Annotated in this window: 20 protein-coding genes; 10 read left to right on the top strand and 10 right to left on the bottom strand. The window is 49.9% G+C overall.

Translation table 11 applies throughout. From position 1 onward, the window contains the following. The first annotated feature begins 1 nt into the window (after nucleotide 1). On the top strand, nucleotides 2–1081 hold the full coding sequence (locus AC04MQ_RS12915) for a type II secretion system protein (RefSeq protein WP_475392261.1): 1080 nt from the start codon (nucleotides 2–4) through the stop codon (nucleotides 1079–1081). Between the two features lie 6 nt (nucleotides 1082–1087). On the opposite strand, the gene AC04MQ_RS12910 is transcribed toward AC04MQ_RS12915, so the two are convergent. The 5 genes from AC04MQ_RS12910 to AC04MQ_RS12890 all read right to left on the bottom strand — a co-directional run bounded on the left by AC04MQ_RS12910 (nucleotide 1088) and on the right by AC04MQ_RS12890 (nucleotide 7182). Continuing rightward, nucleotides 1088–1387, bottom strand: a complete 300-nt coding sequence (locus AC04MQ_RS12910) for a KH domain-containing protein (RefSeq protein ID WP_475392260.1) — start codon at nucleotides 1385–1387, stop codon at nucleotides 1088–1090. 116 nt (nucleotides 1388–1503) lie between these two features. Further along, a complete protein-coding gene (locus AC04MQ_RS12905; protein WP_475392259.1) occupies nucleotides 1504–3126 on the bottom strand; it encodes a right-handed parallel beta-helix repeat-containing protein in 1623 nt (540 codons plus the stop codon). A 174-nt stretch (nucleotides 3127–3300) separates the two neighbouring features. After that, nucleotides 3301–3699: a YbaN family protein gene (locus tag AC04MQ_RS12900; protein WP_475392258.1), complete on the bottom strand. Its 399-nt coding sequence runs from the start codon at nucleotides 3697–3699 to the stop codon at nucleotides 3301–3303. After that, complete coding sequence (locus AC04MQ_RS12895; protein WP_475392257.1) at nucleotides 3696–6764, bottom strand: efflux RND transporter permease subunit; 3069 nt, start codon at nucleotides 6762–6764, stop codon at nucleotides 3696–3698. Before AC04MQ_RS12895 ends, AC04MQ_RS12900 begins: the two co-directional genes overlap by 4 nt. 139 nt (nucleotides 6765–6903) lie before the next feature. Beyond that, nucleotides 6904–7182: a photosynthetic reaction center cytochrome c subunit family protein gene (locus AC04MQ_RS12890; RefSeq protein ID WP_475392256.1), complete on the bottom strand. Its 279-nt coding sequence runs from the start codon at nucleotides 7180–7182 to the stop codon at nucleotides 6904–6906. 197 nt (nucleotides 7183–7379) lie between these two features. Here AC04MQ_RS12890 and AC04MQ_RS12885 point away from each other — a divergent pair, with 197 nt between their 5' ends. Then, nucleotides 7380–8720 carry a glycine--tRNA ligase gene (locus tag AC04MQ_RS12885; protein WP_475392255.1) on the top strand — a complete coding sequence of 447 codons (1341 nt, stop codon included), beginning with the start codon at nucleotides 7380–7382 and terminating at the stop codon, nucleotides 8718–8720. Nucleotides 8721–8814: 94 nt separating this feature from the next. Here AC04MQ_RS12885 and AC04MQ_RS12880 read toward each other — a convergent pair whose 3' ends face one another. Continuing rightward, a complete protein-coding gene (locus AC04MQ_RS12880) occupies nucleotides 8815–9318 on the bottom strand; it encodes a hypothetical protein (protein ID WP_475392254.1) in 504 nt (167 codons plus the stop codon). Between the two features lie 155 nt (nucleotides 9319–9473). Continuing rightward, nucleotides 9474–9785 carry a hypothetical protein gene (locus AC04MQ_RS12875; protein ID WP_475392253.1) on the bottom strand — a complete coding sequence of 104 codons (312 nt, stop codon included), beginning with the start codon at nucleotides 9783–9785 and terminating at the stop codon, nucleotides 9474–9476. Between the two features lie 291 nt (nucleotides 9786–10076). On the opposite strand from AC04MQ_RS12875, the gene ppdK reads away from it, so the two are divergent. The 3 genes from ppdK to AC04MQ_RS12860 all read left to right on the top strand — a co-directional run bounded on the left by ppdK (nucleotide 10077) and on the right by AC04MQ_RS12860 (nucleotide 15300). Beyond that, nucleotides 10077–12788, top strand: coding sequence for a pyruvate, phosphate dikinase (gene ppdK / locus AC04MQ_RS12870; protein ID WP_475392252.1), 2712 nt, complete (start codon nucleotides 10077–10079; stop codon nucleotides 12786–12788). 101 nt (nucleotides 12789–12889) lie between these two features. Next, a complete protein-coding gene (locus AC04MQ_RS12865) occupies nucleotides 12890–14302 on the top strand; it encodes an MBOAT family O-acyltransferase (RefSeq protein ID WP_475392251.1) in 1413 nt (470 codons plus the stop codon). Between the two features lie 8 nt (nucleotides 14303–14310). Continuing rightward, entirely contained in the window at nucleotides 14311–15300 is a 990-nt protein-coding gene (locus AC04MQ_RS12860) for a hypothetical protein (protein ID WP_475392250.1), read from the top strand. A 65-nt stretch (nucleotides 15301–15365) separates the two neighbouring features. On the opposite strand, the gene AC04MQ_RS12855 is transcribed toward AC04MQ_RS12860, so the two are convergent. From AC04MQ_RS12855 to AC04MQ_RS12845, 3 genes are all read right to left on the bottom strand, one after another. Further along, on the bottom strand, nucleotides 15366–16052 hold the full coding sequence (locus AC04MQ_RS12855; protein WP_475392249.1) for a phage tail protein: 687 nt from the start codon (nucleotides 16050–16052) through the stop codon (nucleotides 15366–15368). Between the two features lie 192 nt (nucleotides 16053–16244). Further along, the gene (locus AC04MQ_RS12850) at nucleotides 16245–17096 is read right to left on the bottom strand and encodes an MlaD family protein (RefSeq protein WP_475392248.1); all 852 of its coding nucleotides are present in this window, start codon (nucleotides 17094–17096) and stop codon (nucleotides 16245–16247) included. Continuing rightward, nucleotides 17068–17577 carry a paraquat-inducible protein A gene (locus AC04MQ_RS12845; protein ID WP_011163670.1) on the bottom strand — a complete coding sequence of 170 codons (510 nt, stop codon included), beginning with the start codon at nucleotides 17575–17577 and terminating at the stop codon, nucleotides 17068–17070. Before AC04MQ_RS12845 ends, AC04MQ_RS12850 begins: the two co-directional genes overlap by 29 nt. Before the next feature lie 163 nt (nucleotides 17578–17740). Here AC04MQ_RS12845 and AC04MQ_RS12840 point away from each other — a divergent pair, with 163 nt between their 5' ends. From AC04MQ_RS12840 to AC04MQ_RS12820, 5 genes are all read left to right on the top strand, one after another. Then, nucleotides 17741–19228 (top strand): catalase, encoded by a 1488-nt coding sequence (locus AC04MQ_RS12840; protein ID WP_475392247.1) that lies wholly within the window; start codon nucleotides 17741–17743, stop codon nucleotides 19226–19228. A gap of 12 nt (nucleotides 19229–19240) precedes the next feature. Beyond that, a complete protein-coding gene (locus AC04MQ_RS12835; protein WP_417866687.1) occupies nucleotides 19241–19723 on the top strand; it encodes an ankyrin repeat domain-containing protein in 483 nt (160 codons plus the stop codon). A 265-nt stretch (nucleotides 19724–19988) separates the two neighbouring features. Continuing rightward, a complete protein-coding gene (locus AC04MQ_RS12830; RefSeq protein ID WP_475392246.1) occupies nucleotides 19989–20504 on the top strand; it encodes a hypothetical protein in 516 nt (171 codons plus the stop codon). 277 nt (nucleotides 20505–20781) lie between these two features. Beyond that, complete coding sequence (gene smc / locus AC04MQ_RS12825) at nucleotides 20782–24369, top strand: chromosome segregation protein SMC (protein WP_475392245.1); 3588 nt, start codon at nucleotides 20782–20784, stop codon at nucleotides 24367–24369. Nucleotides 24370–24591: 222 nt separating this feature from the next. Next, nucleotides 24592–26139: a hypothetical protein gene (locus AC04MQ_RS12820; protein ID WP_015090309.1), complete on the top strand. Its 1548-nt coding sequence runs from the start codon at nucleotides 24592–24594 to the stop codon at nucleotides 26137–26139. Nucleotide 26140: the final 1 nt, after the last annotated feature.

Raw genomic sequence — 26140 nt, 5'->3', positions numbered from 1 at the left:
GATGAAAAACGAACAAGGCTTTAGCGTTGTTGAAGTTTTGGTTGCTGTGGGTATCCTGGCGACCATTGCCAGTTCGGCTCTGGTCATGCACACCACTTTGCAAACTCAAATGTCGTCCATTTCGAAAAAGACAGCGTTTCGGTCTTTGCGAAATCAGCTGATTCAGACCATCAGTGATCAGAACGCGTGGGATATCACCAAGACGATGAATCCCGCCATGTCTTGTCTTGAATCTTATCCGGCCACATGTGCTAACGGAACCACGGCCGATGTGGCTCTGTACAATCTTGACGGTTCCAAGTTGACCGATCCCGCCAACGACAAAATGGGTTTTACGGTGGATGGAAAAGTCTGCAACGACTATGCAGGGGCTGCCGGTAACTGTGTATTCCAGGCCCGGATTCGATGGTCGGTGCACTGCTCGGTGCCGGCAAGTTGTGTTACGCCGGATGAGCGCTTTGCCATTGAATTTAAATACGCCGGTCCTGAAAAATTTAATATGGCGGCCTATAATATCCTGCCGCGGTCGCGTGCTGCAGGTTCTGCCAGTCAGTCGCCAGTTCTGAACTGTGCGAAGAAGAACAAATATTTTATCGGCCTCGGAAAGACGGTGGCCAACGGCGATGGTGCCAACACCACGGCAGACAGCAACGGATGTGTGAATATTGTCGCCTTCCAGGGTAAAACAGGGCAGCCAGGCCCTGCTGGGGTCCCGGGAACTGTTGAATGGACGGCGCCTACCATCCCGCCGGTTCTTGCTGTGACAATCCCATGGTGTCGCAGTGGATATGCGACCGTAAATAACTGTGATCAGACTGATACCGGAACAACTAAAATCTATTTCCATTTTAACAGTCCCACCACGGGACGGGTTTCTTTCATGAAATCAAAGATGCGCGACGGTCCTACGGATTATGAGATCCAAAATGCCCTTTGCACCACCGGGGAAGCGGGATTCTTTTTTGAAACCCCCAAAGGGGGATACGGAACATATGACGCATCCCAAGCAGGCCTGAGTCTGGAGGTGTTTCAGACAATCAAAAGGTTGGTACTGACTTGTAACCAGACGGGTGGCGACTAGTTTAGTTCAGGGAAAATACGGAAGCTCCACGATCGCGCGGAAGCCTCGAGTTGCCGCTGCAGCCGTGACGATGTTACGAATGCTTTGAATGGTGCGCCCTTTGCTGCCTAAAATTTGCCCGATATTTCGCTGCAAACACAGCACTTTATAGACGGTGGTTTTATCCCCACGGGCAAAGGCCACGGCAATATCACTTGGTTCCGAGACCACACTTTTAACAATGTCTTCAAGGGTTGTGCGGAGTTTTTCTTCTTCCAGGAAACGCTGATCCTGGGTTTCTACTTTGCGCTTGATAATCACATTCATGGAACCCAGTTTTACCCTCAGCAGAACTATTGAGAAGCGGGGAGTGAGGTTCCCGTACCTCAATGTGTTCCCAATTTTGCGTACAAAAATGAGACCACATTGGGGTACAAAGAAAACTACTGGCAAAGCACCTGGCCGATGACGTGGCAGTCGCCTCCGTTTTTATCGTATTCGCGGCAGGAATAGTTCAGATAAGTCGATCCGACAGAGGCCTTTACCGAGGCGCTGCCAGAGCTTAGAACCACGTTGTCGATCTGACAGCGGCCATCAGAAACTTTGTCCGAGGCTCTTTGGACAGCGACGGCGTTAAGCCCCACACCATTGATGTAAGAAGCTGGCACACGACCCGCTTCAAGATTGCAGGCGGCACGAACACCGATGATTCTTTGCCCTGAATCACAGCGCACGGTTCCTCCGCAGCCGGAATTATTGCCAGAAACCTGACAGTCAAACGGCTTGGTTTTGACGCTGACCCCTTGGCATGTGGCCTTGGAGGTGGAAAGCACACCGTCGGTACAGGTGTATTTCGTTTCTTTGCAGACCACGGCCCCACTGACCATGAATTGCTGTGTGGACTGTCCGTGTTGCAGAAGCGCTGACGGGAACGCGGCATTCAGATAGCACCCGGAGGCCCGTTTGATGTCGGCGGAAACAGTTTCATTGGCCAGCAGATAGTTCGGGGAATCGTTCAGACGCACGATTTTCTCTGGCTGGAATTTATAGAATTGATTCTGGGCAATCACGTTTTTGCGGGCCAGGTCGTTATTGTCGGCGCTGCTTCCGAAGTTATAGCCGTTATCCGCGTTGCAATAGTTGCGATTGCCATTGCGGGACGCGACCCACACGGCCGGGTCTTTACCATCATATTTCTTATAATAGAAAATATTATTGATAATGTGATTGCCGCTCGGGGTTTGGTGGCGAACGGTGCCGCCTTCACCGCAGTTGCGGTAAAGGTAAATGCCTCCGTTATCCAAAGCTGACAGCCTGTTGCCAATGATGCGGTTGTTGGCAGATCCATCCACCGCAATAAGTTCGCGCTTTGCTGTGTCGGTGTGAATGGAGTTGTTCTGAATCAGGTTGTGCGCGCTTTCCGCATCCAGATAGATCGCCACGCTGTTTGAAGAACCACCAATGTTTGAATTGGTCAGGCGAGTGTAAGTTACACCCGGAGAAATATATAATGGAATGCGCGTACTTCCCTGAATTTTCACTCGATCCAACACGATACGAGTCGGGGCGGCAGCCTGGGCGCGCTCGGTGTGGCCTTCAGAAATAGAAGAAGCGCGCAAGTCAGCGCCTTCACCATTGGTGGCCATTCCATAGATGCGAACTGATCCCAGGACAGAACAGTTTTTAATGGTCACATTCGAAGGACGTTCCCACGCGCTAGCACCATTTTTCTGAATTTTACGCGAGAAAACCGCAATCATGTCTTTGCCGGCATTCACACCGGCCTCATTCAAAGTGCTGCCATTACAGTCAAAGGTGACCCCTGAAGCTTGAGTCCCGCGGAACTGAAGTCTTTTGGAAATGATTTGTCCCTTGGGCAGTTTGGCAGAGCAGTCCACAAGCACAGCGCTGGAGGCCGCTGTGGCGGGCGTCAGAATCTCATTTATTTTAGCCTGACTGCAGACCCCTGAATTCAAATTGCTGGGAGTAAAGTTCTGATAAGCAAACAACAGAATTGAGCCAACGCATATCGCTGCCAGTTTGTACAAGTGCGTAAGTTTAAGCATTCAAATTCCCCCTGAATAAAACTCTTCGGCGGGTTTTCAGTGGAGGAACAGGGGGTTAGCTGTAATCTTGAGAAAAAATTAAGAGGCTTTTTCGACTGTCAACGAGTTGTCCAGGTGGCTGCTTTGCACAATGAGGATTCGGGTTTTTCGCCTGTAAAACTTATGAACGCGTACTCATCTGAGACCGTTCGGCTTTTTGTGAGAAGGCCTTGTCCAGATGAAGACCAGCACGCAGGAACACACAACAGCCGCGGACATTTTTGCGTAAATGGGAACATTACCAAAGAACAACGACAGAGAAACCAGCGGAACCATCAGCCCCGTGGCCATCAGTTTTGCGCGCGTGCGAATCACTCCATGCTTTTGCCAGTCCAAGATTAACGGCCCCATGTGGGGTTGCGCCAAGAGCCATTTGTGCCAGCGGATAGAGCTTCGCGCGAAACAGTAAGCGGTCAACAGCAGAAACGGGGTTGTCGGAAGCAGCGGCAAAAAGATGCCGATAAATCCCAACCCCAGAAAGATCCAGCCTGCCACAAAGTAGGCGGTTCTTCTTGTCTGCTTGATCAGCTTCACAGTTCGACCTCTTTCTTTTTGCTTTCAAGCGGGGAAAGCATCAAATACAAAGCCGGTACCACAAACAAGGTCAGCAGTGTTGAAACGATCGTACCACCAATGATCGACAGACCCATTGGCACACGGGTTTCAGAACCGATGCCATGGCCGATCACCAGCGGCAAGGCTGCCGCGACAGTGGCGACAGAAGTCATCAGGATCGGGCGCAAGCGAATCGGGCAGGCTTCAAGCAGGGCTTTTGCAATATCCTTTTCGCCGTGATAGCGAACCTGATTGGTAAATTCAACCAGCAGGATCGAGTTCTTTTTGGCAATACCCATTAACACAATCAAACCGATGAAACTGAACAGATTCAAGGACACGTCAAACGCCCAAAGCGCCACGAGGGCTCCGGTCACGCTGAATGGCAGCGCGACCAGGACTGACACCGGATGGATGAATGAATTGAACTGCACCGCCAGAATCAAATACGCCACCAGGATGCCCACCAGCATCGCAGAATAAAGACTCTTAAACGAGTCAGCGAATCCGGCAGATGCCCCTTCCAGAGCAAAGGAATAACCCGTCGGCAGAATTTCCTTGGCGATGGCGCTGGCGCGCTCCAGAACGGCCGCCTGCGATTGCCCTGGGGCCAGATTTCCGAAGACGGAAATAGCACGCTGACGGTTTACACGGCTGATGCCCTGAATGGCCGCTTGTTCTTCGATTTTGACCAGCTGAGAAAGCGGGATCAGGTTTCCGAAGTTATTGCGCACGTAAAGTTTTTTGAAATCATCCGGCTGCTGGATTTGATCTTCCAGGAATTTGAAACGGATGTCATAGCGGCGACCATCGGCCGTGTAGCGGCCTTCGCGCAAACCACCGACACCGGCCGACAGAATGCGGCCGACATCCTGGACAGAGACCCCGCGCGCGGCCATGGCTTTGCGGTCCGGGGTCAGAACCAGTTCCGGGATTCCTTTGCGGAAATCTGAATCCAGATCCACCGCCAGATTTTCTTTTTCCAGACGCTCCATCAGCTCCTGAGATTTTTCAAACAGCACATTCAGATCCGGTCCCCGCAGATTGATCGCCACAGGATTCTGACGGCCTGAAGACAGGTTGCGCGCGGAAATGTCACGCATCGAAACGCGCATGTCTTTCAGCTTGCGGAATTCAGCACGCCATTTGTTCATGATTTCAAGGTGTCCCTGCTGACGGTCAGCGCGGGCTTTTAAGGCTACGGGCAGGAAGACCTGATTGACGTTGGATCCGCCGCCGCCACCGCCGACAGAAACGACAAAGCCTTCCACCGAGGCATCCTGTTTCAGGATGGCTTCGATTTTTTCGGCTTCACGACTGGTTTTTTCCAACGAGGTGCCCGGAGGCATCTGCGCGTTGATGATAATAAAGTCCTGGTCCTGGGCCGGAACAAATTCCTGACGGACTTTGGCCACCAGGAACAGGGACACGACAAAGAACACCAGCGATCCGATCACCACCACGTACTTGTAGCGCAAAGTTCCGTGCAGCACCTTTTGATAGGAATGCGCGAACTTTTCAAACAGTTCATCCAGCCAGTGTTCCAGTTTGGAAACCTTCGGTTCGCTGGACAACAGGGCCGCAGCACGCATCGGCGTGATGGTGACAGCCTCAAGCAGGGACAAAGACACCGCAGCACTCATGGTCACACCAAATTGGAAGAAGAACTTCCCGATGATGCCATCCATGAACACAACAGGCAGGAACACGGCAATGACCGCCAGGGTGGCCGCGACCGCAGCCGGAAGAACTTCTTTGGATCCGTCCGAAGCCGCTTTGGCTGACGGTTTTCCCATACGATAGTGGCGCACGATATTTTCCAGCAGCATGATCGCATCATCCACCACGATGGAAATGGAAAGCGTCAACGCCAGCAGGGTGAACAAATTCAGGGTGAACCCCGAGAAGTACAGGATGACGAAGGTCCCCACAATGGACGTCGGAATCGAGAAAAGAATATTGACCGCGGCCGAGATGCTTCCCAGGAACAGGAAGCAGATCAGGATGGTGATCAATGCTGCCACCCACAATTTTTCGATGGTCAATTTCACAGTGGCATCAGTCGGGCGGGTAAAGTCGACGTTCACACGGAAATCGAAACCTTTAGGGAAAGTGTCTTTGATGCTGTCCAGTTTTTCACGGACGGTGTCGGCAACGGTCACTTCGTTGGTGCCGCGCTGCTTGCGCACGATGATGGAAACGGCCTCACGCCCATCCACCCGCGCCATACGGCGGACGTCTGACAGACCGTCTTCGACACGGGCAACATCGCGGATAAAGATCTCGCGATCATGAATGCGCTGACCGCCCCGGCGCAGAATCTGGATATTGGCGACATCGTTCACGTTGGTGGCTTCGCCCAGCCACCGCACGCGCAGTTCGCGCTCGCCTTCGGTGAACTGACCCGCCGCACTTTCAAGATGCTGCGTGCTGATAGCGTCAACGACATCGGTCAAAGTCAGATAAAGCCCGGACAGTTTCTTGGTATCAACCCAGATACGCAGGTTGCGCTGACTGAATCCGCCGATGCTGACCTCGCCCACGCCTTCCAGGAAGCGCACCTGATCCAGCAGGTAGTTTTCAGTCCAGTTGATCATGTCGCGAAGCGGGGCTTCGCCGTACACAGACAGAATGATGATGGGATCTTCTTCGGGATTCTGTTTTCGAATGGTTGCCGGATCCACGCCCGGTGGCCAGCGCATACGACTTAGTGCGGTTTGCACTTCCTGCAAAACAACGTCGACGTTGCGGTTGATGTCGAATTCCAAAGTGACCGAACCGGAACCCTGACGGGCGGACGAGCGCATTTCCTTGATACCCTCGATGGCGAGCAGGCGTTCCTCGATAGGATCCAGCAGCTCGGCTTCGACGATTTCAGGGGCGGCCCCTTCGTAGTCCACAGAAACGCTGACGATAGGGAAGTCCACGTCCGGCAGTTGTGAGATACCCATGCGGTTCATGCAGATGGCACCGAAAACAATCAGGGCAAACATGAGAACCCATGCAAACACCGGGCGTCGAATCGAGAGGTCAATCAGGTTCATAGTGGTCCTTTCGCACAATACATTTTTCCCCAATTGGCGACGGAGTCAATGCGGGGACATTAAGGCATGTCAGTTTAGACGAAAAGAAAGGGGGTGAGGTTCACACCCCAGGGTCTTTTTTGTGAAAAATCGGGAATTTCTAGAAAGCTTTCGCGTTAGCAGGCTCTTTGAAGTCGGGCATCAGTTTGCCACGATGGCACATATAGCACGTGGCTTTGGCGCTCTTCTTGCCGTCCATGCCATTTTCGCGAAGCATCTGAGTCAATTTCATATGCTCTTTGCCGACTTTGAAGGCCTTTTTGTCATCAGCCTTGAAGTTCTGAACATTGTGGCAGGCATTGCAGGTCACACCCAGTTCGCGGGAAATCACGATCATCTCTTCACGGATTTTTTCTTCTTTTGTCACAAATTTGGACACAGACTCGGAGTGAGCTTGTGGAATCAAAAGGAGCAAGAATGGAATGAGGAACCATTTTCGGATGCACTGCATAGGAATAGCTTGTCTGAGGACCCGCCCTCAGGCAAGGCGAGACCCCTAATTCTTGACTGGTTCTGGACCCAAGTGTAACGATAAGCACCGGGACTTCGTCCCTTTTTCTAAACTTGGAGCCCTGCATGAAAATTAAGCATCTTGAGGACCTAAACACTCTTGTGAGCCTCAGCAAACGTCGTGGTTTTGTATTCCAATCCAGTGAGATCTATGGCGGTCTGGGAAGTTGCTGGGATTACGGTCCTCTGGGCTCTTTGATGAAACTGAATGTGAAGCGTGCGTGGTGGAATGCCATGACCCGCAGGTCTGACATCGTGGGTTTGGATGCAGCGATTCTGATGCACCCAATGGTGTGGAAAGCTTCCGGTCACGTCGATGGCTTCTCGGATCCATTGGTGGACTGTAAAGAGTGTAAAACACGCTTCCGCGCCGATAACACGGATTCCTATATCAATGAAAAGAAATGCCCGAACTGCGGCAGCAAGAATCTTTCTGAAGAAAGATCCTTCAACCTGATGTTCAAAACTCACATGGGTCCTTTGGAAGACACGGGCAGCGTGGTTTATCTGCGTCCGGAAACAGCGCAAGGTCACTTCGTGAATTTCCAGAACTGTCAGCAGGCATCCCGTTATAAAATTCCATTTGGTATCGCAGCGATTGGTAAGTCTTTCCGTAACGAAATCACGCCAGGAAACTTCATCTTCCGCACCCGTGAATTCGAACAGATGGAAATGCAATATTTCGTGGAGCCAGGCACTGACGAACAATTCTTCAAAGAATGGAAAGAGCGTCGCTGGAACTTCTATATCAAGTTCGGTATCAAGCCAGAAAATTTGAAATTCAAAGATCACGACAAGCTGGCGCACTATGCGAAAGCGGCTGTGGACGTGGAATTCAAGTTCCCAATGGGCTTCTCTGAACTGGAAGGTATCCACAACCGTTCAGACTTCGATTTGTCCCAGCACATGAAATTCTCCGGTAAAAACCTGGAGTACTTCGACGAGCCGAACAAAAAGAAATACATCCCTTACGTGATCGAAACAGCCGTGGGTTGTGATCGCCTGTTCCTGGCATTCCTGTGTGATGCTTACCGTGAGGAAGTAACGACAGACGAAGCGGGTAAAGAGGACGTTCGCGTGGTGATGGGTCTGCACCCGGAAATCGCTCCATTCAAAGTGGCGGTTCTGCCTTTGTCCAAGAAAGAAGAACTGAGCTCTATTTCTGAAAAACTGCGTGACCAATTGGCTGAAGACTTCGACGTGAACTACGACGAATCCCAATCCATCGGTAAACGTTACCGCCGTCAGGACGAGATCGGCACACCGTTCTGCGTGACTGTGGACTTTGACACCATCAATGATCAGGCGGTGACCGTTCGTCACCGTGACAAGATGACTCAAGAGCGCGTGGCGATCACTCAGTTGAACGCATACATCGCAGCCAAGTTGAAGACCTTTAATCAATAGCCCGAAAGGGGCAGAGCTGAAGCTGCTTGAAATTAAAAAGGGAGTGCATCGCACTCCCTTTTTTTATTTCCATCATATCACAAGCTCAGTGAGCTTATTTGTCCAGTTCCCAGCAGCTGTAAGAACCGTTGTTGGTCAAAAGCACGATGCTGCCGTCACCATTGTGAGCCGTGGGCTTCAAAGTTTTGTTATCCATGATCAATCCGTATGGATTGTCGCCAGGGTAGGTTTTCACGTGAGTGTAAACGCGGCCGGTGGCTTTGGATTTGAAAGTGATCACATACAGATCGTTGTAGTTCTCATCACCACCAGGACCGAACAAAGCTTTGATCTCTGCCAAGGTCAAAGGTTTCGCGGTGTATTCGTGGTCCACTAGATGAGCGTTCACCATGGCCAGGTCTTTGTCGCTGATAGATTCAACTTCGTCGATTTCATATTCGCTGACATCGCTGAAGGCCTTTTCAAAGGCGAATTCATCCTCATTGCCGGCGTCCATTGCGCAAAGCTCTTTCAAAGCAGGCAGGGAATAGGATTGTGGTGCCGCAAATGCAGATGCGGAAGTCAAAGTCAGGGCTAAAGCCAGGATCTGGTGTTTCATAGTCTCTCCGTGTGTTTCGATTTCGAGGGTATTCCTATCAAGCTGATTCGTTGGCGTGAAGTGCATAGAATCAAAGTTAATATGCTTTTTAGGAATACCTAATGCTTCAGCTTGCGGGGGCTGTCGCCCCTTCAGCTCTGCCCGGCGGGGCTGGATTAGTACAAATAGATGTTGGAGTCATTTTTGGAGTTGTCGCGGTAGAAGATACCGTCGATACGGCCGTTGGCGCGCACGCGGGAACATTCTGTGATCACGCCGGAAACCAGAACTTCATCCAAGGACAGAGGGCAGTTGTAAGCCGGACTGAACATTTTGATGCCAGAGATTTGAACCAGGCACTGGGTCGCATTCAGAGGTTCTACAGAGGAAACCAGGGCGATACCTTGAGCTTCTTCTACAGTGCAGTTTTGAGCAAAAGAAGTGCTTACAGACAACAGAACTGACAGGGCAAGAACGGCCTTTTTCATGAATTTCTCCTTGGATTTTTGGGATGCGCGATTTTCTAGCACAGGCCCCTGGGAAAGGCCCGTTAGGATTTGGTCGGGAAGGGCTTCCTGTAAAAACTCCTAAGTGCTCGATAAACGGGTGGTTTTTAAAAGGGGGGCAGAGGCCCGTGGAACACCCTCCCGGGGGTGGAATGGAAGCTCTATAACTCAGAGCATACTGGCTCCCAAAATTTCATTGATATTAAGGGCTTAGGGATGTTCTATGTCTACTAGCTAGGACAACTAATTTTACTTTTCCGGTGGGGGAGACTAATGCACCAGAATGTAAACTCTGACAAACAAACATCCAAAACAGCTGTACCACAGAAGTTCGTCTACTTCTTTGCTGCCGGTGAATCCGAAGGCAATGCGGGGATGAAGAACATTCTGGGTGGTAAAGGCGCCAACCTGGCCGAAATGACCTCTTTGGGCATTCCGGTTCCTCCGGGCTTCACGATCTCCACTGAGATCTGCGCTCACTTCTATGAAGCCGGTGGCAAGCTGCCTGACTGGGTTCGCCCAGCGGTGCAGGAATCCATGAACAAAGTGGAATCCAAGATTGGCAAAAAATTCGGTGATGTGAACGATCCTCTGCTGGTGTCTGTTCGCTCCGGGGCTCGCGCTTCCATGCCGGGCATGATGGACACGATCCTGAATCTGGGCTTGAATGATCAGACCGTTGAAGGTTTGGCGAAGTCCTCTAGCAATCCACGCTTTGCATGGGACTCTTACCGTCGTTTCATTCAGATGTATTCTGATGTGGTGATGGGGATGAACTCTTCACTTCTGGAAGTGACTCTGGAAGACCTGAAAGAGGAAAAACACTACAAACTTGACACCGAAATGACGGTCGATGACCTGAAGCTTCTGGTGAAAAAATTCAAAGACCTGGTTCATCAGATGACCGGTCAGTCCTTCCCGGCAGATCCTTGGGAACAGTTGTGGGGCGCGATTTCTGCGGTTTTCCATTCCTGGAACACTCCGCGTGCGATCACTTACCGTGAATTGCATTCGATCCCTGCTGCCTGGGGTACGGCAGTGAACGTTCAATCCATGGTCTTCGGAAACATGGGTGATGACTCTGCAACGGGTGTGGCGTTCACGCGCAATCCGTCCACGGGTGAAAAAGCCTTCTACGGCGAATTCCTGATCAATGCTCAGGGTGAAGACGTGGTGGCGGGTATCCGTACTCCGCAGCCGATTACCAAGATCGCCGCGGCAGCCGCGGGTGTGTTGTCCTTGGAAGAAGCTTTGCCAAAGGCTTACGGCCAGCTGGTTGATATTTATAAAAAACTGGAAGCTCACTATCGTGACATGCAGGACATCGAGTTCACTATCGAACGCGGTGTTTTGTGGATGCTGCAAACCCGCAACGGTAAAAGAACCGCAGCGGCAGCATTGAAAATTGCCTGCGACATGATCGATGAAAAGTTGATCACGCAGGATGAAGCGATCCTGCGTCTGGATCCTTCTTCTTTGGATCAGCTTCTGCATCCGACTTTGGATCCAAAAGCGGCGAAGACCACTTTGGCCAAAGGTTTGCCAGCGTCTCCGGGCGGGGTGAACGGTCAGATCGTCTTCACATCTGAAGAAGCGGTTGAATGGAAAGAGCAAGGCAAGAAAGTCATTCTGGTGCGCATTGAAACATCTCCGGAAGACATCGCCGGCATGGTCGCAGCACAGGGTATCCTGACAACTCGTGGTGGTATGACTTCTCACGCGGCCGTTGTGGCGCGTGGTATGGGCAAATGCTGCGTGGCTGGTTGCGGTGACATCGAAGTCGATTATCGCAATGAAACCATGAAAGTGAAAGGGTACGTTCTGAAAAAGGGCGACGTGATCACTTTGGACGGTTCCACGGGTGAAGTTTATCTGGGCGAAGTTAAAACCATCGAGCCAAAACTGGATGGCAACTTCGAACGCATCATGAAAATCGCTGACGGCATCCGCAAACTGAAAGTTCGCACCAATGCCGACACCCCGAAAGACGCGCAAACGGCGCGCAACTTCGGCGCGGAAGGTATCGGCCTTTGCCGTACCGAGCACATGTTCTTCGGCGCAGACCGCATCGATGCGGTTCGTGAAATGATCATTGCTGACAACAAAATGGACCGTGAAAAAGCTTTGGCGAAACTTTTGCCGATGCAGCGTGAAGACTTCTATCAGTTGTTCAAAATCATGGACGGCCTGCCAGTGACGATCCGTTTGCTGGATCCGCCTCTGCATGAGTTCGTTCCGCACACGGATGAAGAAACCAAGGAATTGGCAAAACGTCTGAACACGGACTATGAGCGCCTGCGCTCTAAAGTAAAATCCCTGCACGAATTTAATCCGATGCTGGGTCACCGTGGCTGTCGTCTGGCGATCACTTATCCTGAAATTTACCAGATGCAGGTTCGTGCAATCGCGGAAGCTGCGGCTCAGTTGATGGCTGAAGGCAAAACCCTGGCGCCGGAAATCATGATCCCGCTGGTGGCGACAGACAAGGAACTGGACACTTTGCGCGGTCAGGCTGTGGCTGAAGTGAACAAGGTTCAATCTGAAAAGAACGTGAAGTTTGAATACACAGTGGGCACGATGATTGAGCTTCCAAGAGCTGCGATCACAGCGGACGCCATTGCAGAACACGCGGACTTCTTCAGCTTTGGTACGAACGATTTGACTCAGACGACTTTGGGCTTGTCCCGTGATGACTCCGGTCGCTTCCTGGGCACTTACGTGTCTCATGGAATTCTGCCGAAAGATCCGTTCATGTCCATTGATCAGGTGGGTGTGGGTTCTTTGGTGAAAATGGGTGTGGACCTGGGCCGTCGCACGAAGCCTGACTTGAAAGTCGGCGTGTGCGGTGAGCACGGTGGTGACCCTGAATCCATCGAGTTCTTCCACAAGGTGGGCCTGGATTACGTGTCCTGCTCTCCGTTCCGTGTTCCTATCGCCAGACTGGCGGCAGCCCGCGCGGCCTTGATCGGTAAGAAAATTCACTAAATCTCTGAGGCCTCCTGAGTAGGGGGGCCTTTTTTTATTGCTACACAGTAAAGTTTCCGTTATCTAGTCAGCAATCATAAATTGTTGTTTAGGTAACTCAGATGCTCTTTAATTCGTTTCAGTTCATTTTTGTATTTTTGCCGGTTGTTTTGCTTGGCTACTATTTGATTTCAAGTAAAAAAATCCAGCTATTTTTTCTATTCTCAGTAAGTGTCTTTTTTTATGCTTACTGGAGTCACACACATGTATTTCTTCTGCTATTTACGGTGGTCTTGGATTTTTACCTGGCACATTGGATATATCGTACTGAAAGTATATCAAAACGTAAGTGCCTCGTTGTAATTTCTGTGTTTGCCAACTTATCAGTACTTGGTTTCTTTAAGTATTATAACTTTTTTACAGATTCTTTGAATGGTGCTTTTAGCTATTTTAGCTTAGGAAAGGCAATTCCACACTTAGATATTGTTCTTCCAATCGGAATTTCCTTTTATACGTTTCAGTCTATGTCTTATGTCATTGATGTTTACCGTCGTACAGCCCATTCGCACGGATCTTTATTGGAGTTTTCGAGCTACGTTACTCTTTTTCCACATCAGATCTCCGGTCCATTAGTGAGACATGATTATATCGTTCCACAGCTAGAAGCATCTAAAACCTACTTTTTTAATTTTGAAAATTTTTGGAGAGGCATCTGTTTCTTTGTTTTTGGATTGTCTAAGAAAATGTTAATTGCTGATCGAGTGGCCGAGGCTATTGATCCAATAATTGCAAATATCGGGGTGGCTTCAAATCTTGAGGCATTCTTTGCGATGATAGGATATACGGTCCAACTCTACTTCGATTTTAGCGGATACTCAGATATGGCAGTTGGGTTGGGGTTGATGATGAATATTCAATTCCCTGCCAACTTTAATTCTCCGTATAAGGCACGTTCTATTACGGAGTTCTGGAAGAGATGGCATATCACACTTTCTTCATGGCTTCGCGACTATTTGTATATTTCTCTTGGAGGAAATCGAAAAGGAACGGTTCTGACTTATCGCAACTTGTTGTTGACCATGGCCATTGGAGGTCTTTGGCATGGAGCAAATTGGACATTCGTTGTTTGGGGAGTTATGCATGGATCGGCCCTTGCCTTTGAGCGCTGGTTTAAAGACAAGAATCTTGATCTATTGAAGTTGGGGGGGGTCAAATGGCTATTAACCCTGATATTTGTTGCAGTTGCTTGGGTATTCTTCAGAGCAAGTAATGTTCACGAAGCGTGGGTCTGGATAAGCAAGGTGTTCTGGTGGCAGGACGGGTTCGATACTGACATTACGTTGATGCCTGTAAAGTACCGCGATAAATTTTATATTCTGTGTCTTGTAGGTTTAATTAGTGCGGTGTGGGCTAAAAACACATGGGAAATGAAGTTCAAGCCCTCTTATAAAACAGTGGGGATTTTGGCACTGTTGTTCGTGATATGTTTAATGTATATGGGCGCCCAGTCTCCGTTCCTTTATTTCCAGTTTTAAGGATAAAAATGACAATTAAGAAAGCGGTATTTTCATTCTTCGCAGTGTCTCTTTTGCTGGCTATGTTTATCGTAGCTTATACAAACTGGAAAGATCCATATTGTAACAATTGTGCTGATATAGATCTTCAACGGCATACTGTAAATTCTTATTATGATGTCGCGCAGCTCTTAAAGGCTCACTCTGATGCAGAAGTAATTATTGTTGGCACATCTAGAGGGCAGGGTTTTGCGCCGGTTTGGCTGTCCAAAAAATTGGGAAAGAAAGTGCTGAACTTATCAGTCTCGGGTTCTGGCGTTGAGGCAAAAATTGCTTTCATTGAGCTCGCAAAAAAGCTGATTCCTCTGAAACTAGTAATTTGGCAGGCCGATTATTTTGAGATTCTCGGTGACAATAAAGATGACCAGCTGCAGGCAATGAAAATTTATTCTCCTGAAAGTGAATGGAGCTGGAAGAGTGTGAAGAGTAAGCTATTAAGATCCTTGGATCATAGCAACTTCGAGGCAGCTGTTACAGTGGGTAAGGGGTCCTTTGATGTTGAGTCGTTAAAGTTTGGATATGGAAGCGACCTGCCCGAAAAATGCTTTGATAAGTCATTTGTTGGAAAACGAAGTGAGGAAGAGCTAAAGAAGCAGGTTCATTTGTTATATCATAATTACACTAGTCGCGTATTTGCACCTCAAGAAAGTATTTGGAAAAAAGATCTAATGCGAGAGTACCTTTCCAGCCAGATTGGCGTGGAGTTTGTGGTGGCTTTTGTTCCATACCATCCGGAGTTTACAGAGAACATGAATAGAGAGTTCTCAGTTTTGGCTCAGGCCCATCAGGACTGGATGGATGATTTGCAGAATGCGACTGGAAGAGTACTTCAATTTATGGGCAGCGTACCCGAAGATGATGGGGGGCCAAAATACTGGGATGATGGCACTCACTTTACTTGTTATACTAGCTTTTTGATTATGGAGCGAATCGTTCGCACTCTACCGAAAACGTTCTAAGGTTCATTTCTATTTTGATTCCAAGAGAAAGGGTCTAACGTGGATAACTGTTAGACCCTTTTGCTTTAGATTTTGATAATATAATTTACGTAGATGTTTTTCGGGCGAGTTTCATTTCCTCCCGTTGCGCTAGAGGTATGTGTGCCACTACTGCCACCGCGCCCTTGAAGGTTAGGGCCTGCATAGCCGCCACTATCGGAGTGGTTAACTGTGTGTGAGTGTGATTTGAGCGCATCACCTTGAACAGATCCAACCTGATTGCCTGTGTTGCCGCCAGTGTTAGATGCGGTACGGGAAGAAGCATCTGGATCGTTACCAGAGCCAGAGTCTACACCACGCATAAATCGTCCTCTTAGATCTGGAAGATTGAAGGTAGTTGATCCATCACCTGCGCCGAAAGATGTGCCAATGGCCGCAAATAAATCGGCATAGACAGTTCTGCTCACGGCAGAACCATTTGCAAACAGGTATCCATTTGGTGCTGTTGATCCGCCAAATGGAAGAATCACGCCTGCGGGCATTACTGAATCGCCGGCCGAAAGTTCTACCCAGTTGCTGGCATGATCTTGCCCAAAGAATTTCGAAACGGAAGCATCATATACAATTTCGCCAGCTTCTGGTTGGTATACGTTTGCTTTGTCATTAACTGTGGGTGCAATAAATTTCAGGCCCATAGCCTGCAAATTGTCATTGTATCTGAAACCCAATAGTCCTACGGCGATAAAAGCAACGATAAATAACTTCTTATTCACAAACACTCCTTTGTTTTTTTGAGAAGCTACAGATTTTGAAGTGGAGAGTTAACTACTTTTCGATGCTTTTTTAAAAACTAGATTTTGTTTGTTTGTTTTTTTACAGGACCATTGATCGAGAATTTTTTTTAAATAGTAATCAACAAGATAGGTGCCGGAGCAAAGATTTTTTGTTCTATTTTTGAAGAGTTTCTATTTTTCTAATGAAGGATTCCACTTCTGCCAGTCTTTCGGGGCTGAGCCCTGCAAAGGGAACCGCGCATTGTATTTGGCGATGTCGCCAGGCGGGTCGGGTGTGAAGAACTCAATCCCGCCGTGAAGCAGAGTTTCCAGTGAATTGATTTTTAGTTCTGATTTGAACAGACCCAGTTTGGCCTGCACGCCGACCTTGCGCCAGAACTGGGTGTTGGTGCGCACCAGGCGGGCGTACTTGCTTTGCAGATTGATCTGCACATACAGGGATTGGGCGGTCTTGCTTAAGGACACCTTCGTGACGGTGCCGACATTCATGCCACGAAAGCTGACGTTATCTCCGGGGTTGATGGACTCGGCGTTGTTGGTCTCAAGCCGGTAAGTGACCGTGTCTTCCAAAGGATCCTGCGTGGCGCTTTCCTGTTTGCCTTCGAACTCTTTCGTCTCGGAGCCTTCTCCTGGCTGGGCCGCTATGTAAGGGCCTCCGATTAAAGTTTCAAGGCCGGTGATGCCCTGGATGCTGACTTTGGGGGTGACGATCCAGAACTTGGCACCTTCCTGGGCGAAGCTTTTTGCGCTTTTATCCAGGCGGGCGTGGACCAGAACCTTCTTTTGGTCTTCAGACAGGGCCACTTCTGTGACTTTGCCGACGGTCACACCGCGATAGCTCAGGCGCGTTTTTTCCGCTTCAATGCTGCTGCCTTCATCAAAGGAAATGATGATCTCTGGCCCCAGCGACGTCAGGTACTGTACCAGCAGCCAGGCGGAAATCGCCACGGCAAAAGCCGGGAACAACCAGACATACCAGTGAGAACCGATCTTTTTAGCCCTCTGTTTCAGATCTTTTTCCATCACGGTCCTTTTCGTTAAAAGCACTGCGGTCGAAGTAAGCCGAAGCCAGCATTGTAAATATCACCACCAGAGCAAATAACAGCGCTCCGGGTTTGGGTTCCACCGTGGCCCATTTTCCAAGTTTTAGAATTGCGATCATGATCGACAGCAGGAAGATGTCCAGCATGGACCAGCGGCCGATAGCCTCCACGATTCGGTACAGATTGTCTTTCAGCCGGGGCTGACGGTCCGAGGAATCCAGTGACAGATAGAAAAGAATAATGAGTTTCAGCAGCGGGATCAGAATACTGGCCAGGAACACGATAATGGCGATGGGCCATGAACCCGCTTTCGCCAGCGAGACAATTCCATCCCAGATGGTCGCTGTGTTTCTGCGTCCATAAAGTTCGATGCTCATAAATGGGAACAGGTTCGCCGGTATGTAAAGCACCAGTGCGGTAATAGAAAACGCCAGGGTCAGAGGCTGAGCTTGTGTATTCATTTCGTCATCTTACCCCCTTGATGCAGGCAGGATATTTGTATTTCCACAGCCAGGGAGGACCCGCAGATTTCGTCTGACACAGCTGAAAAATACAACTCACGGCGGAATATTCTTTGTCCTTATGCTTAAGGGGTCGTTCAAAATTCAAGAAAGGATGCATGATATGGCTCAATCAAAGAAGGGTTTGACCACCAGTGCTGGTGCGCCGGTTTCAGACAATCAGAATTCGTTGACGGTGGGGCCTCGTGGGCCGTTGGTACTTCAGGATGTGGCGCTGAGTGAAAAGCTCGCGCACCAAAACCGCGAGCGGGTGCCGGAAAGAACAGTCCATGCCAAGGGCTCCGGCGCTTTTGGCACGCTGACGATCACCGGAGATATTTCCAAATACACCCGCGCAAAGTTCCTTCAGCCGGGAACAAAAACAGATCTGCTGATTCGTTTTTCAACGGTTGCCGGCGAAAGGGGCGCTGCAGATGCTGAACGCGACGTGCGGGGATTTGCGCTGAAGTTTTACACCGAAGAGGGCAACTTTGATTTGGTCGGCAACAACACGCCGGTTTTTTTCGTGCGTGATCCTTATAAATTTCCCGACTTCATTCACACACAAAAACGCGATCCGCGCACCAACTTACGAAGCCCCACGGCAATGTGGGACTTCTGGTCACTAAGTCCCGAGTCCTGCCACCAGGTGACAATTCTATTCTCTGACCGTGGTTTACCGGCGTCATATCGGCACATGCACGGATTTGGTTCGCACACCTATTCCCTGATCAATAGCAAGGGGGACCGTCACTGGGTGAAGTTCCACTTCAAAACCCAGCAAGGGATCAAAAATCTGACCAATGATGAAGGGGCAGAGCTTGTGGGGCGCACGCGCGAAAGCCATCAGGAGGATCTGTACAATTCGATCGAAGAAAAAAGCTTTCCGAAATGGCGCATGTACGTGCAGATCATGAGCGAAGAGCAGGCCAAGAAAACCTGGTACAATCCCTTTGATCTTACCAAAGTGTGGCCGCACGGAGAGTTCCCGATGATTGAGGTGGGCACCATGGAGCTCAACCGCAATCCGACAAACTATTTTGCTGAAATAGAGCAGGCGGCTTTCAACCCGAACAACATGGTGCCGGGTGTTTCCTGGTCGCCGGACAAGATGCTGCAGTCGCGCACTTTTGCGTATGCTGATGCCCATCGCTATCGCATCGGCACTCACTACGAAATGCTTCCTGTGAACAAACCCAAAGTGGAAGTGAACCACTATCATCTGGACGGGGCCATGCGGCTGGATGTTCCTGAATACAATCATGCCTATTATGAACCGAACTCTTTCGGGGGACCTGCTCAGCAGGAACAGTACCGGGAACCGCCATTGAAGCTGGATGATGCCACCATGGACCGGTTTGATCATCATCAGGGCAATGATGATTACCGTCAGGCAGGGGATTTGTTCCGGTTGATGGACGCCGATAAAAAAAGGCAGCTGCTGGATAATATCGCCGAACACATGAAGGGCGGAAATGTGCCTGAAGAAATCGTACGCCGTCAGATCGAGGTCTTTATGAGGTGCGATCCTGTTTACGGTGGCGGCTTGGCCGAGCGCATGGGTGTAAAGGTTTATTCAGACAAATATGAAAGTGGCAGTGCCCATCATTAGGGCGGGGGATGTATGGCGACCTGGGAAGAATATAAAAAGACAATGGTGGTGGAACCACTGATTTTTGAAGAGGCTCGTAACGGCAATTGCGAGGCCTTGAAGCAGTACCTGGATTTTGGCGGAGGTTTGGAAATTCGTAATTTCAAAGGGCACACGCTGTTGATGCTGGCTGCGTATAACAATCAGGAGGACGCCGCCGAGTTTCTGATCGAACGCGGGGCGGATGTGAATTCCACCGATGATATGGGGAACTCGGTTTTGATGGGGGTTTGCTTTAAAGGTCACACGCGGCTGGCGGAGCTGTTGTTAAGTAACGGAGCCCGGCTGGAGGATAAAAACCCTCATGGCATGACGGCCCTGGATCTGGCCCGGGTGTTTGGGCGTAAAGAGGTGGTGTCCTTGTTAAGTGATCGTCCGGCCTCCTGGTTGGATCCAATGGAGGTCGCCTGCCGTCTGATCTCGCGCAAGCTGTCGCGGCCGACTCCGGAAGCTTGATATTATATATAGAGAAGGCACTGCCAGATTGTGTAAACACTGTGCAGTGCTAAGTGCTTTGTTTCATTGTGGTACGTGATAGTTTTGTAGAGACGCTTTTCAGAAAGCCAATTGTCGTCACTGTCTAACCTAAAGACAGTGTGAACTTATTCCATGATCCTTCCTGATTGCTGTAAGTGTTCGAAATTCGTTGGTGAAACGCGTGCCAAGGGTTTTTGGCCGATGAATTGCTTTAAGGAACAGCATAGAGAAGGAAACAAATTTTATGAAATTCAAAAACTATGTTCTGACGATCCTGAAAGCTCTTGTACTGACTGCCATGACTGTAGGTTTGGCGAACTGTAGCAAGGATGACAATAACAGCGGTACCAGCAATATCTATTACTGGGGTGCCAACAACATCTGTTATCAGAATGTAAACGGGCAGGCGGTTCAGGTGAACCAGACGTACTGCTCTACGAATTCGACTTACGCTTACAACTCTGCCGGCGTGTGCACGATCAAGTCCACAGGTCAGCAAGTGGCGCAATCCTACTGCACGAACAGTGGTACAACTGGACAATACGTGATGAGCGGCAACCAGCGCTACCAAGTCAGCGGTACACAATACATCCCGGTGAACTACACATACTGCATGGGTAACACAGGTGGTGCGACGACTTCCCAGACTTGCTCCGGCGTGTACTACTACGGTGGTCAACAGTACAACTGCGGTGTGACTCACAACTGTTCTGGTGTGATCATGCAAAACCAGTACGGCCAATCCGTACAGTGTTTGTAAGATCCCGCGGAAAAATTCCTTCTTAATTCCGACAATCCACGGCGCCCCGGTTACCCGGTGCGCCGTTTTGCATTTGGCGCCATGCAAAATAACTAGGCAGCATTTCATGATGCAGCAAGTAAATCGGTTGCAAGTCTGCTTAAGTTTTCAGCGTTAGGCCTTCTTTTAAGAGCCTATGGTTGACATGCTTCCCAACACTCGCGAAATTCTAATGGTCTTTGGTCTAGCTAGACCAAGGGCTTGTGTTTGAGGGGAAGTACTCAAGAGGGGATATACCTTGAGAATTAAGAAGATTGAACTAATTGGTTTTAAATCGTTCAAAGACCGCACCGTCATCCATTTTGATGCCGGTATCACTGGTATCGTCGGACCCAATGGTTGCGGTAAATCCAACATCGTGGATGCCTTGATGTGGGTTATGGGTGACCAGTCCGCCAAGGATCTGCGTGCATCCCAGATGACTGACGTCATCTTCGGTGGAGCTGAAGGTTATGCTCCGCTGGGCATGTGTGAAGTGTCCCTGACACTTGAAAATGACGGTGGTCCATTCCCGGCAAAATATATTAAACATTCTGAAATCATGGTGACCCGCCGTTTGCACCGAAACGGTGAAGGTGAGTACTTCATCAATAAAGAACCTGCACGTTTGAAAGACCTGCAGGAGATCTTCATGGACACTGGTGCCGGTTCCAAAGGTTTCTCCATCATCGCTCAGGGTATGATCGGTAAGATCATCACTGCGAAACCTGAAGACCGCCGCATGCTTATCGAAGAAGCTGCCGGTATCACCAAGTTCAAAGCCCGTAAAAAAGAATCCCAGCGCAAACTGGTGGCGACCGATCAAAACCTGGTGCGTTTGCAGGACATTATCGGCGAATTGAAACGCCAGATCGATTCCTTGCAAAGACAGGCTCAGCGTGCAGAACGCTATCGCAACATCAAAAATCAGATCGAAGATCTGGATCTGTGGCTGTCCACCGCTCAGTACGTTGAATTGAAACGTGCTGCGGATGAAGCTCAGGCGATCTTCAATGAAGCGCAAAGCATGGAAGTGGAAGGCGAAACAAACCTTTCCACTTTGCAGGGCCAGCTGGAAGTTCTGAAATTGCAGATCCTGGAAAAGGAAAAAGCGGTTGAAGAACAGCAGACTGAATACTTCACAAAACAATCCACTGTTCAAAAGAAAGAGATGGAGATCCAGGAGCTTCGCTTCGAGATCGAACAGGCTCGTCGTAATGAACAGATGACCGGCACTATTTTGCAGGAACAGGAAGCCCGTAAAGAGCTTCTTTCCCGCGACAAGGCCGCGTTGGATGAACAGGTGACTGAGCTGAAAGAAGAGTCCGAAACTCTGTCTGCATCCTTCACCGAGAAAAATGAAATCTTCCAGAACTTCAATTCCCGCATCGGCACTGTTGACGAGGACCTGACGACGAAACGTCGTGAGCTGTTCGCTGTCGGTCAGACCGAATCCTCTTTGGATGCGCGTGTGAATTCCCTGTCCTCTCAGATCGCGGACCTGACAGACCGTCAGGACAACGAACAGCAGGTGTTGAACGAACTTCGTGAAAAACAGGTTGAGTTCGAAAACCGCCGTAAAAAAGTGATCACGGAGCTGGATAAAGAGCGTCAGATGCAGCTGGATCTTGCCAGCGATGTGGACTCTTTCGAAGCCAACAAAAAGATCCTTCAGGATTCCGTGGCGACTAAAAAAGCCGAAGTGGATTCCTTCAAGGATTCTTTGAATGAAGTTGCGTCCCGCCTTTACGGTCTGGAAAACCTGCAAAATAACTTTGAAGGTTTCCAGGAAGGTGTGAAGCAGGTCATGCTATGGCAGAAAACCCGCACTCAGGAAATGATGGCGGATGGTTCTGTTGTGTCTCACTTCCAGCCGGTTTCTGAGGTTGTTGAAGTTCCTGCTGAATACGAAGTGGCGATGGAAGCGGCTTTGGGTTCCCGTTTGCAGATGTTGTTGTCTTCTGACTCCAATATCGCCGTGGACGCTGTTTCCCACCTGAAAGAAAACAAATCCGGTCGTTCCAGCTTCATGGCTGCTGACGGTCAGGGTCTGTCTTTCAACCGCGCTGAAGCCCCAATGGGCCAGGAAGGTGTTCAAGCCATCCTGAAAGACGTGGTTCAGGCTGCTGATAAATTCAAAAACACTGTGTCTTACATGCTTGATGGCGTGGCGATCGTGGATTCCATCCGCACCGCTTTGAACCTGCGCCCAAGTTATGAAGGCTGGACATTCGTGACTCTTGACGGTGACACCCTGACTGCTGACGGCGTTTTGACAGGGGGCTCTTCCGAGTCTGCTGATTCCGGCATGCTGAAGCGTCGTCGTGAAATCAAGGAATTGTCCGAGAGAAAAGACGAATTCGCAGGAAAACTGCAACTGGCTCAGATGGCTCTGAAAAAGACCGAAGAGCAGTTGGCCAACGTATTGAATGATTTCGAAGGCGCGCAAAAACGCAAGATCGATCAGGAGATCAAAGTTGCCGAATTGAGAAAAGACACCGAACGCGCTGAAAACGAAGTTCAGAACGCTTTGGCGGCAGTCGAGCGCCAGGAACGCGAAGTCAAAAAACTGACAGAACAACTGGAAGCTCAAGAGCAGAAGCTTGAGGAATTGAACGAGGCTCTGATCGAGGCTCGCGAAAGAAAAGTTCTGCTTGAGACTGAAGTTGAGACTTTGAATTCTGAAATGAACTCTGTTCGTCTGGGCTTTGACGGTCTTCAGGCGGAAGTGACGGATCTTCAGGTGAAGTCCGCTTCCAAGACCCAGGAATACACTGGCGTTTTGAGACAGCTTGAAATGGTGACCAAATCCCTGACGGATCTGGAAGCTCAGTTGACCCGCATGAGTGAAGAGGCTGAAGGGTACAATTCCCAGATGACCGACACTCAGGTGACTCTGGAAGAAAAGAAAATCGAATTTGAACGTCTTTTGGACGAAGTCGAGACCCTGAAACTTCAGGCCGCTCGCGCGAAAGACGAATACGAAGTGATGTCTGAATCCATCCGTGCGATCGAAGAAGAAGCTACGTCTTCTCAGCGTGCACGCAATGAACGACAGCACAAAATGAACGACTCCCAGTTGAAACTGGAGCAGGCGAAGATGAAAGAGCAGTACCTGATTGATCAGGTGCGCGAGCGCTACATGCTGAACCTGCCTGATGTTGTTGAGAAATACGTGAACCGCGAAGGCGACTTCCTGGAAGCGGATGCTCAACTGAAAGACCTGCGTGAGAAGCTGGCGAAGATCGGTGAAGTGAACCTGTCTGCGATCGAAGAGTACGAAGAGACTGCTCAACGTTACGAATTCCTGACCAAACAGCACGCGGACCTGACCGAGGCCAAAGATCAGTTGCGCAAGGTTATCGAGCGTATCAACAAAATCTGCTCCAAGCGTTTCAAAGAAACCTTCGAGCTGGTTAACGACCGTTTCACCCGCGTATTCCCGGTATTGTTCGGTGGCGGTGAAGCTTGGTTGGAACTTGTTGAAGAAACTGAAAAGAACGAAGCGGGTATCGAGATCATCGCGCGCCCTCCAGGCAAAAAGACTCAGAACGTGTCTTTGATGTCCGGTGGTGAGAAAGCTTTGACTGCGGTTGCGCTGGTGTTCTCGATCTTCCTGGTGAAACCATCTCCATGGTGTTTGCTGGATGAGGTTGACGCTCCACTTGATGACGCCAACGTATTCCGTTTCAACGACCTGGTTCGTGAAATGGCCAAACGTTCTCAGATCATCGTTGTTACCCACAACAAGCATACCATGGAAGTGGCGGGCAAGTTGTACGGCGTGACGATGCAAGAGCGCGGTGTTTCCACGATGGTTTCTGTTTCCATCCAGGACATCAAATAGTCCGAAGATAACAAAACGAATGCCAAAGACCCCGTTGATGACCTCAACGGGGTTTTTCTTTTTCCGGGGTGTTGCGGGTTGAGACGTTCCGGGAACTGCTGATTTTCGTGTTCCAGATTTTTGCCGGTATTCTGCCACAGGCTGTCTCAATGTGAGAACCCGAGTCGAGTTTCTGATGATTCCTCCGATAAGATAAGGGAACAACGGAACTTCTTTGGGGGAATGACCGTGACCAAGTTAATCTTTGCATTCACGTTGCTGATGGCACCGTTTGCTTATGCTCAAGTTTTGAGTGAGGCAGGCTTGTTCAATCGTTGCTACTCCCACTTGACCGGGAAACCGGTGCCTTTGGGGCATGCGACGATGGCGCAGATTCGTGCCGGTAAAATCAAGGCGCTGGACGCCTGTAATTCTTTGTTGGACAAGGCCGAACTGGATGCTTCCGGTCCACTGGTCAATCGTTCTGACAAGGAAGCCCGTGCCGTTTTGAATACGTTCTATAATTTCCACCGCACCTGGTTCACCGCCAACACGGTTGAACAGATTCAGGAATACAATGAAGAGATGTCCCGCGGGACGATGGATATTTATGACTCCACTGAGCCGGGTCTGGCGCTGACACGTGCGATGTTTGCGCGCAATGCCCAGTACCGTGACGTGCTGACCCTGGGGCAGGGCGTGCGTGCGCAGCGTGAAGAGGACATGGCCGTGCGCAACCGCATTGGTTTCACAGTGAATTTCCCAGGACGTCGTCTTGCCGGAAACAATACGGGCCTTGATCAGAATCTTTTCAATTTCCGCGCGATGAATACGGGCTTTGACGGGAATTCGGACCGCACTCAGGCGACGTTCGTGACTTTGCCCAAGATCGAAGTCGGCGAACTGGTCGGGGTAAGAATTGCCACTGACAATGCGACGATACCAAATCTGTCATTGCAGCCCTTGGGTGCAGACAAGCGCGGCAGTGATCAGCCGGGTTTGAATTTCAGTTTCAACCTGTTTGCCACTCAAGGTGGCGGAGTGCTGGGTACACCTATTTATCTGATGCTGAATTATGGTCATGGCCGCGGTCTTGAAGCCAACGGGACGACCAAGGTTCCGCGTCGCTGGTCCCAGACCAACATGGAATCATTCCTGTGCGCGGAACTTCCGGCCTTGCGTGAAAACGACATTCGCCAGTACGTGGTGGGAAATTCCTCCGCGCCTTTCAGAAATTCCAGCAGCTGCGTGATGTGCCATGCAACTCTGGATCCGATGGCTTACACCGCACGCAATGTCGTTGTCGGAAACTCTGATTATGCGGCACTCAGTGAGGGCAGCAGAACTCATTCCAAAACTGCTTTGCATCTGGCGACCTATCGCGCGGAGCTGGCTTCCGTGGCGGGCTGGCCGTCAGAGCCGGTGGCGAACTTCCACCGTCAGGTTCCGTCAGGCCGTCTGTTCTTCCGTTCCATGACCGGGACTTTGGTTGATCGTCAGGTGACGGGGATTGCGCAGTTGGGTGCGGCGATGGCTGAAACCAAGGATTATTACTATTGCGCGGCTAAAAGATACTTCCAGTATTTCACCGGAATCACGGTTGCTCTTTATGACCGTTCCAATCCGATGAATGAAGAATTGAATAGAAAACTATCCACGGAAGCCGTGGAAGACCGCAAGTTCGTTGAATCTCTTGGGGAAGAGCTTCAGCGCAACCAGTCTGTGCGCCTTATGGTGAAGCAGATCATGTCTTCCAAGTACTATCGTGACGTGAATTATCGGGAAAAATAAT

It is taken from the genome of Bdellovibrio sp. MYbb2 (assembly GCF_056175685.1).
Note: the sequence above shows the minus strand (reverse complement) of the source record. Positions and strands in the feature narration are given on the sequence as shown.

Excerpts from the sequence above, each read along its gene's own strand:
- ppdK (WP_475392252.1), top strand. The coding sequence starts at position 10,077 with ATGCACCAGAATGTAAACTCTGACAAACAAACATCCAAAACAGCTGTA.
- AC04MQ_RS12860 (WP_475392250.1), top strand. The coding sequence starts at position 14,311 with ATGACAATTAAGAAAGCGGTATTTTCATTCTTCGCAGTGTCTCTTTTG.
- AC04MQ_RS12885 (WP_475392255.1), top strand. The coding sequence starts at position 7,380 with ATGAAAATTAAGCATCTTGAGGACCTAAACACTCTTGTGAGCCTCAGC.
- AC04MQ_RS12865 (WP_475392251.1), top strand. The coding sequence starts at position 12,890 with ATGCTCTTTAATTCGTTTCAGTTCATTTTTGTATTTTTGCCGGTTGTT.
- AC04MQ_RS12910 (WP_475392260.1), bottom strand. The coding sequence starts at position 1,387 with ATGAATGTGATTATCAAGCGCAAAGTAGAAACCCAGGATCAGCGTTTC.
- AC04MQ_RS12845 (WP_011163670.1), bottom strand. The coding sequence starts at position 17,577 with ATGAATACACAAGCTCAGCCTCTGACCCTGGCGTTTTCTATTACCGCA.
- AC04MQ_RS12840 (WP_475392247.1), top strand. The coding sequence starts at position 17,741 with ATGGCTCAATCAAAGAAGGGTTTGACCACCAGTGCTGGTGCGCCGGTT.
- AC04MQ_RS12820 (WP_015090309.1), top strand. The coding sequence starts at position 24,592 with ATGACCGTGACCAAGTTAATCTTTGCATTCACGTTGCTGATGGCACCG.
- AC04MQ_RS12835 (WP_417866687.1), top strand. The coding sequence starts at position 19,241 with ATGGCGACCTGGGAAGAATATAAAAAGACAATGGTGGTGGAACCACTG.
- AC04MQ_RS12880 (WP_475392254.1), bottom strand. The coding sequence starts at position 9,318 with ATGAAACACCAGATCCTGGCTTTAGCCCTGACTTTGACTTCCGCATCT.
- AC04MQ_RS12875 (WP_475392253.1), bottom strand. The coding sequence starts at position 9,785 with ATGAAAAAGGCCGTTCTTGCCCTGTCAGTTCTGTTGTCTGTAAGCACT.
- AC04MQ_RS12915 (WP_475392261.1), top strand. The coding sequence starts at position 2 with ATGAAAAACGAACAAGGCTTTAGCGTTGTTGAAGTTTTGGTTGCTGTG.
- AC04MQ_RS12905 (WP_475392259.1), bottom strand. The coding sequence starts at position 3,126 with ATGCTTAAACTTACGCACTTGTACAAACTGGCAGCGATATGCGTTGGC.
- AC04MQ_RS12895 (WP_475392257.1), bottom strand. The coding sequence starts at position 6,764 with ATGAACCTGATTGACCTCTCGATTCGACGCCCGGTGTTTGCATGGGTT.
- AC04MQ_RS12830 (WP_475392246.1), top strand. The coding sequence starts at position 19,989 with ATGAAATTCAAAAACTATGTTCTGACGATCCTGAAAGCTCTTGTACTG.
- AC04MQ_RS12850 (WP_475392248.1), bottom strand. The coding sequence starts at position 17,096 with ATGGAAAAAGATCTGAAACAGAGGGCTAAAAAGATCGGTTCTCACTGG.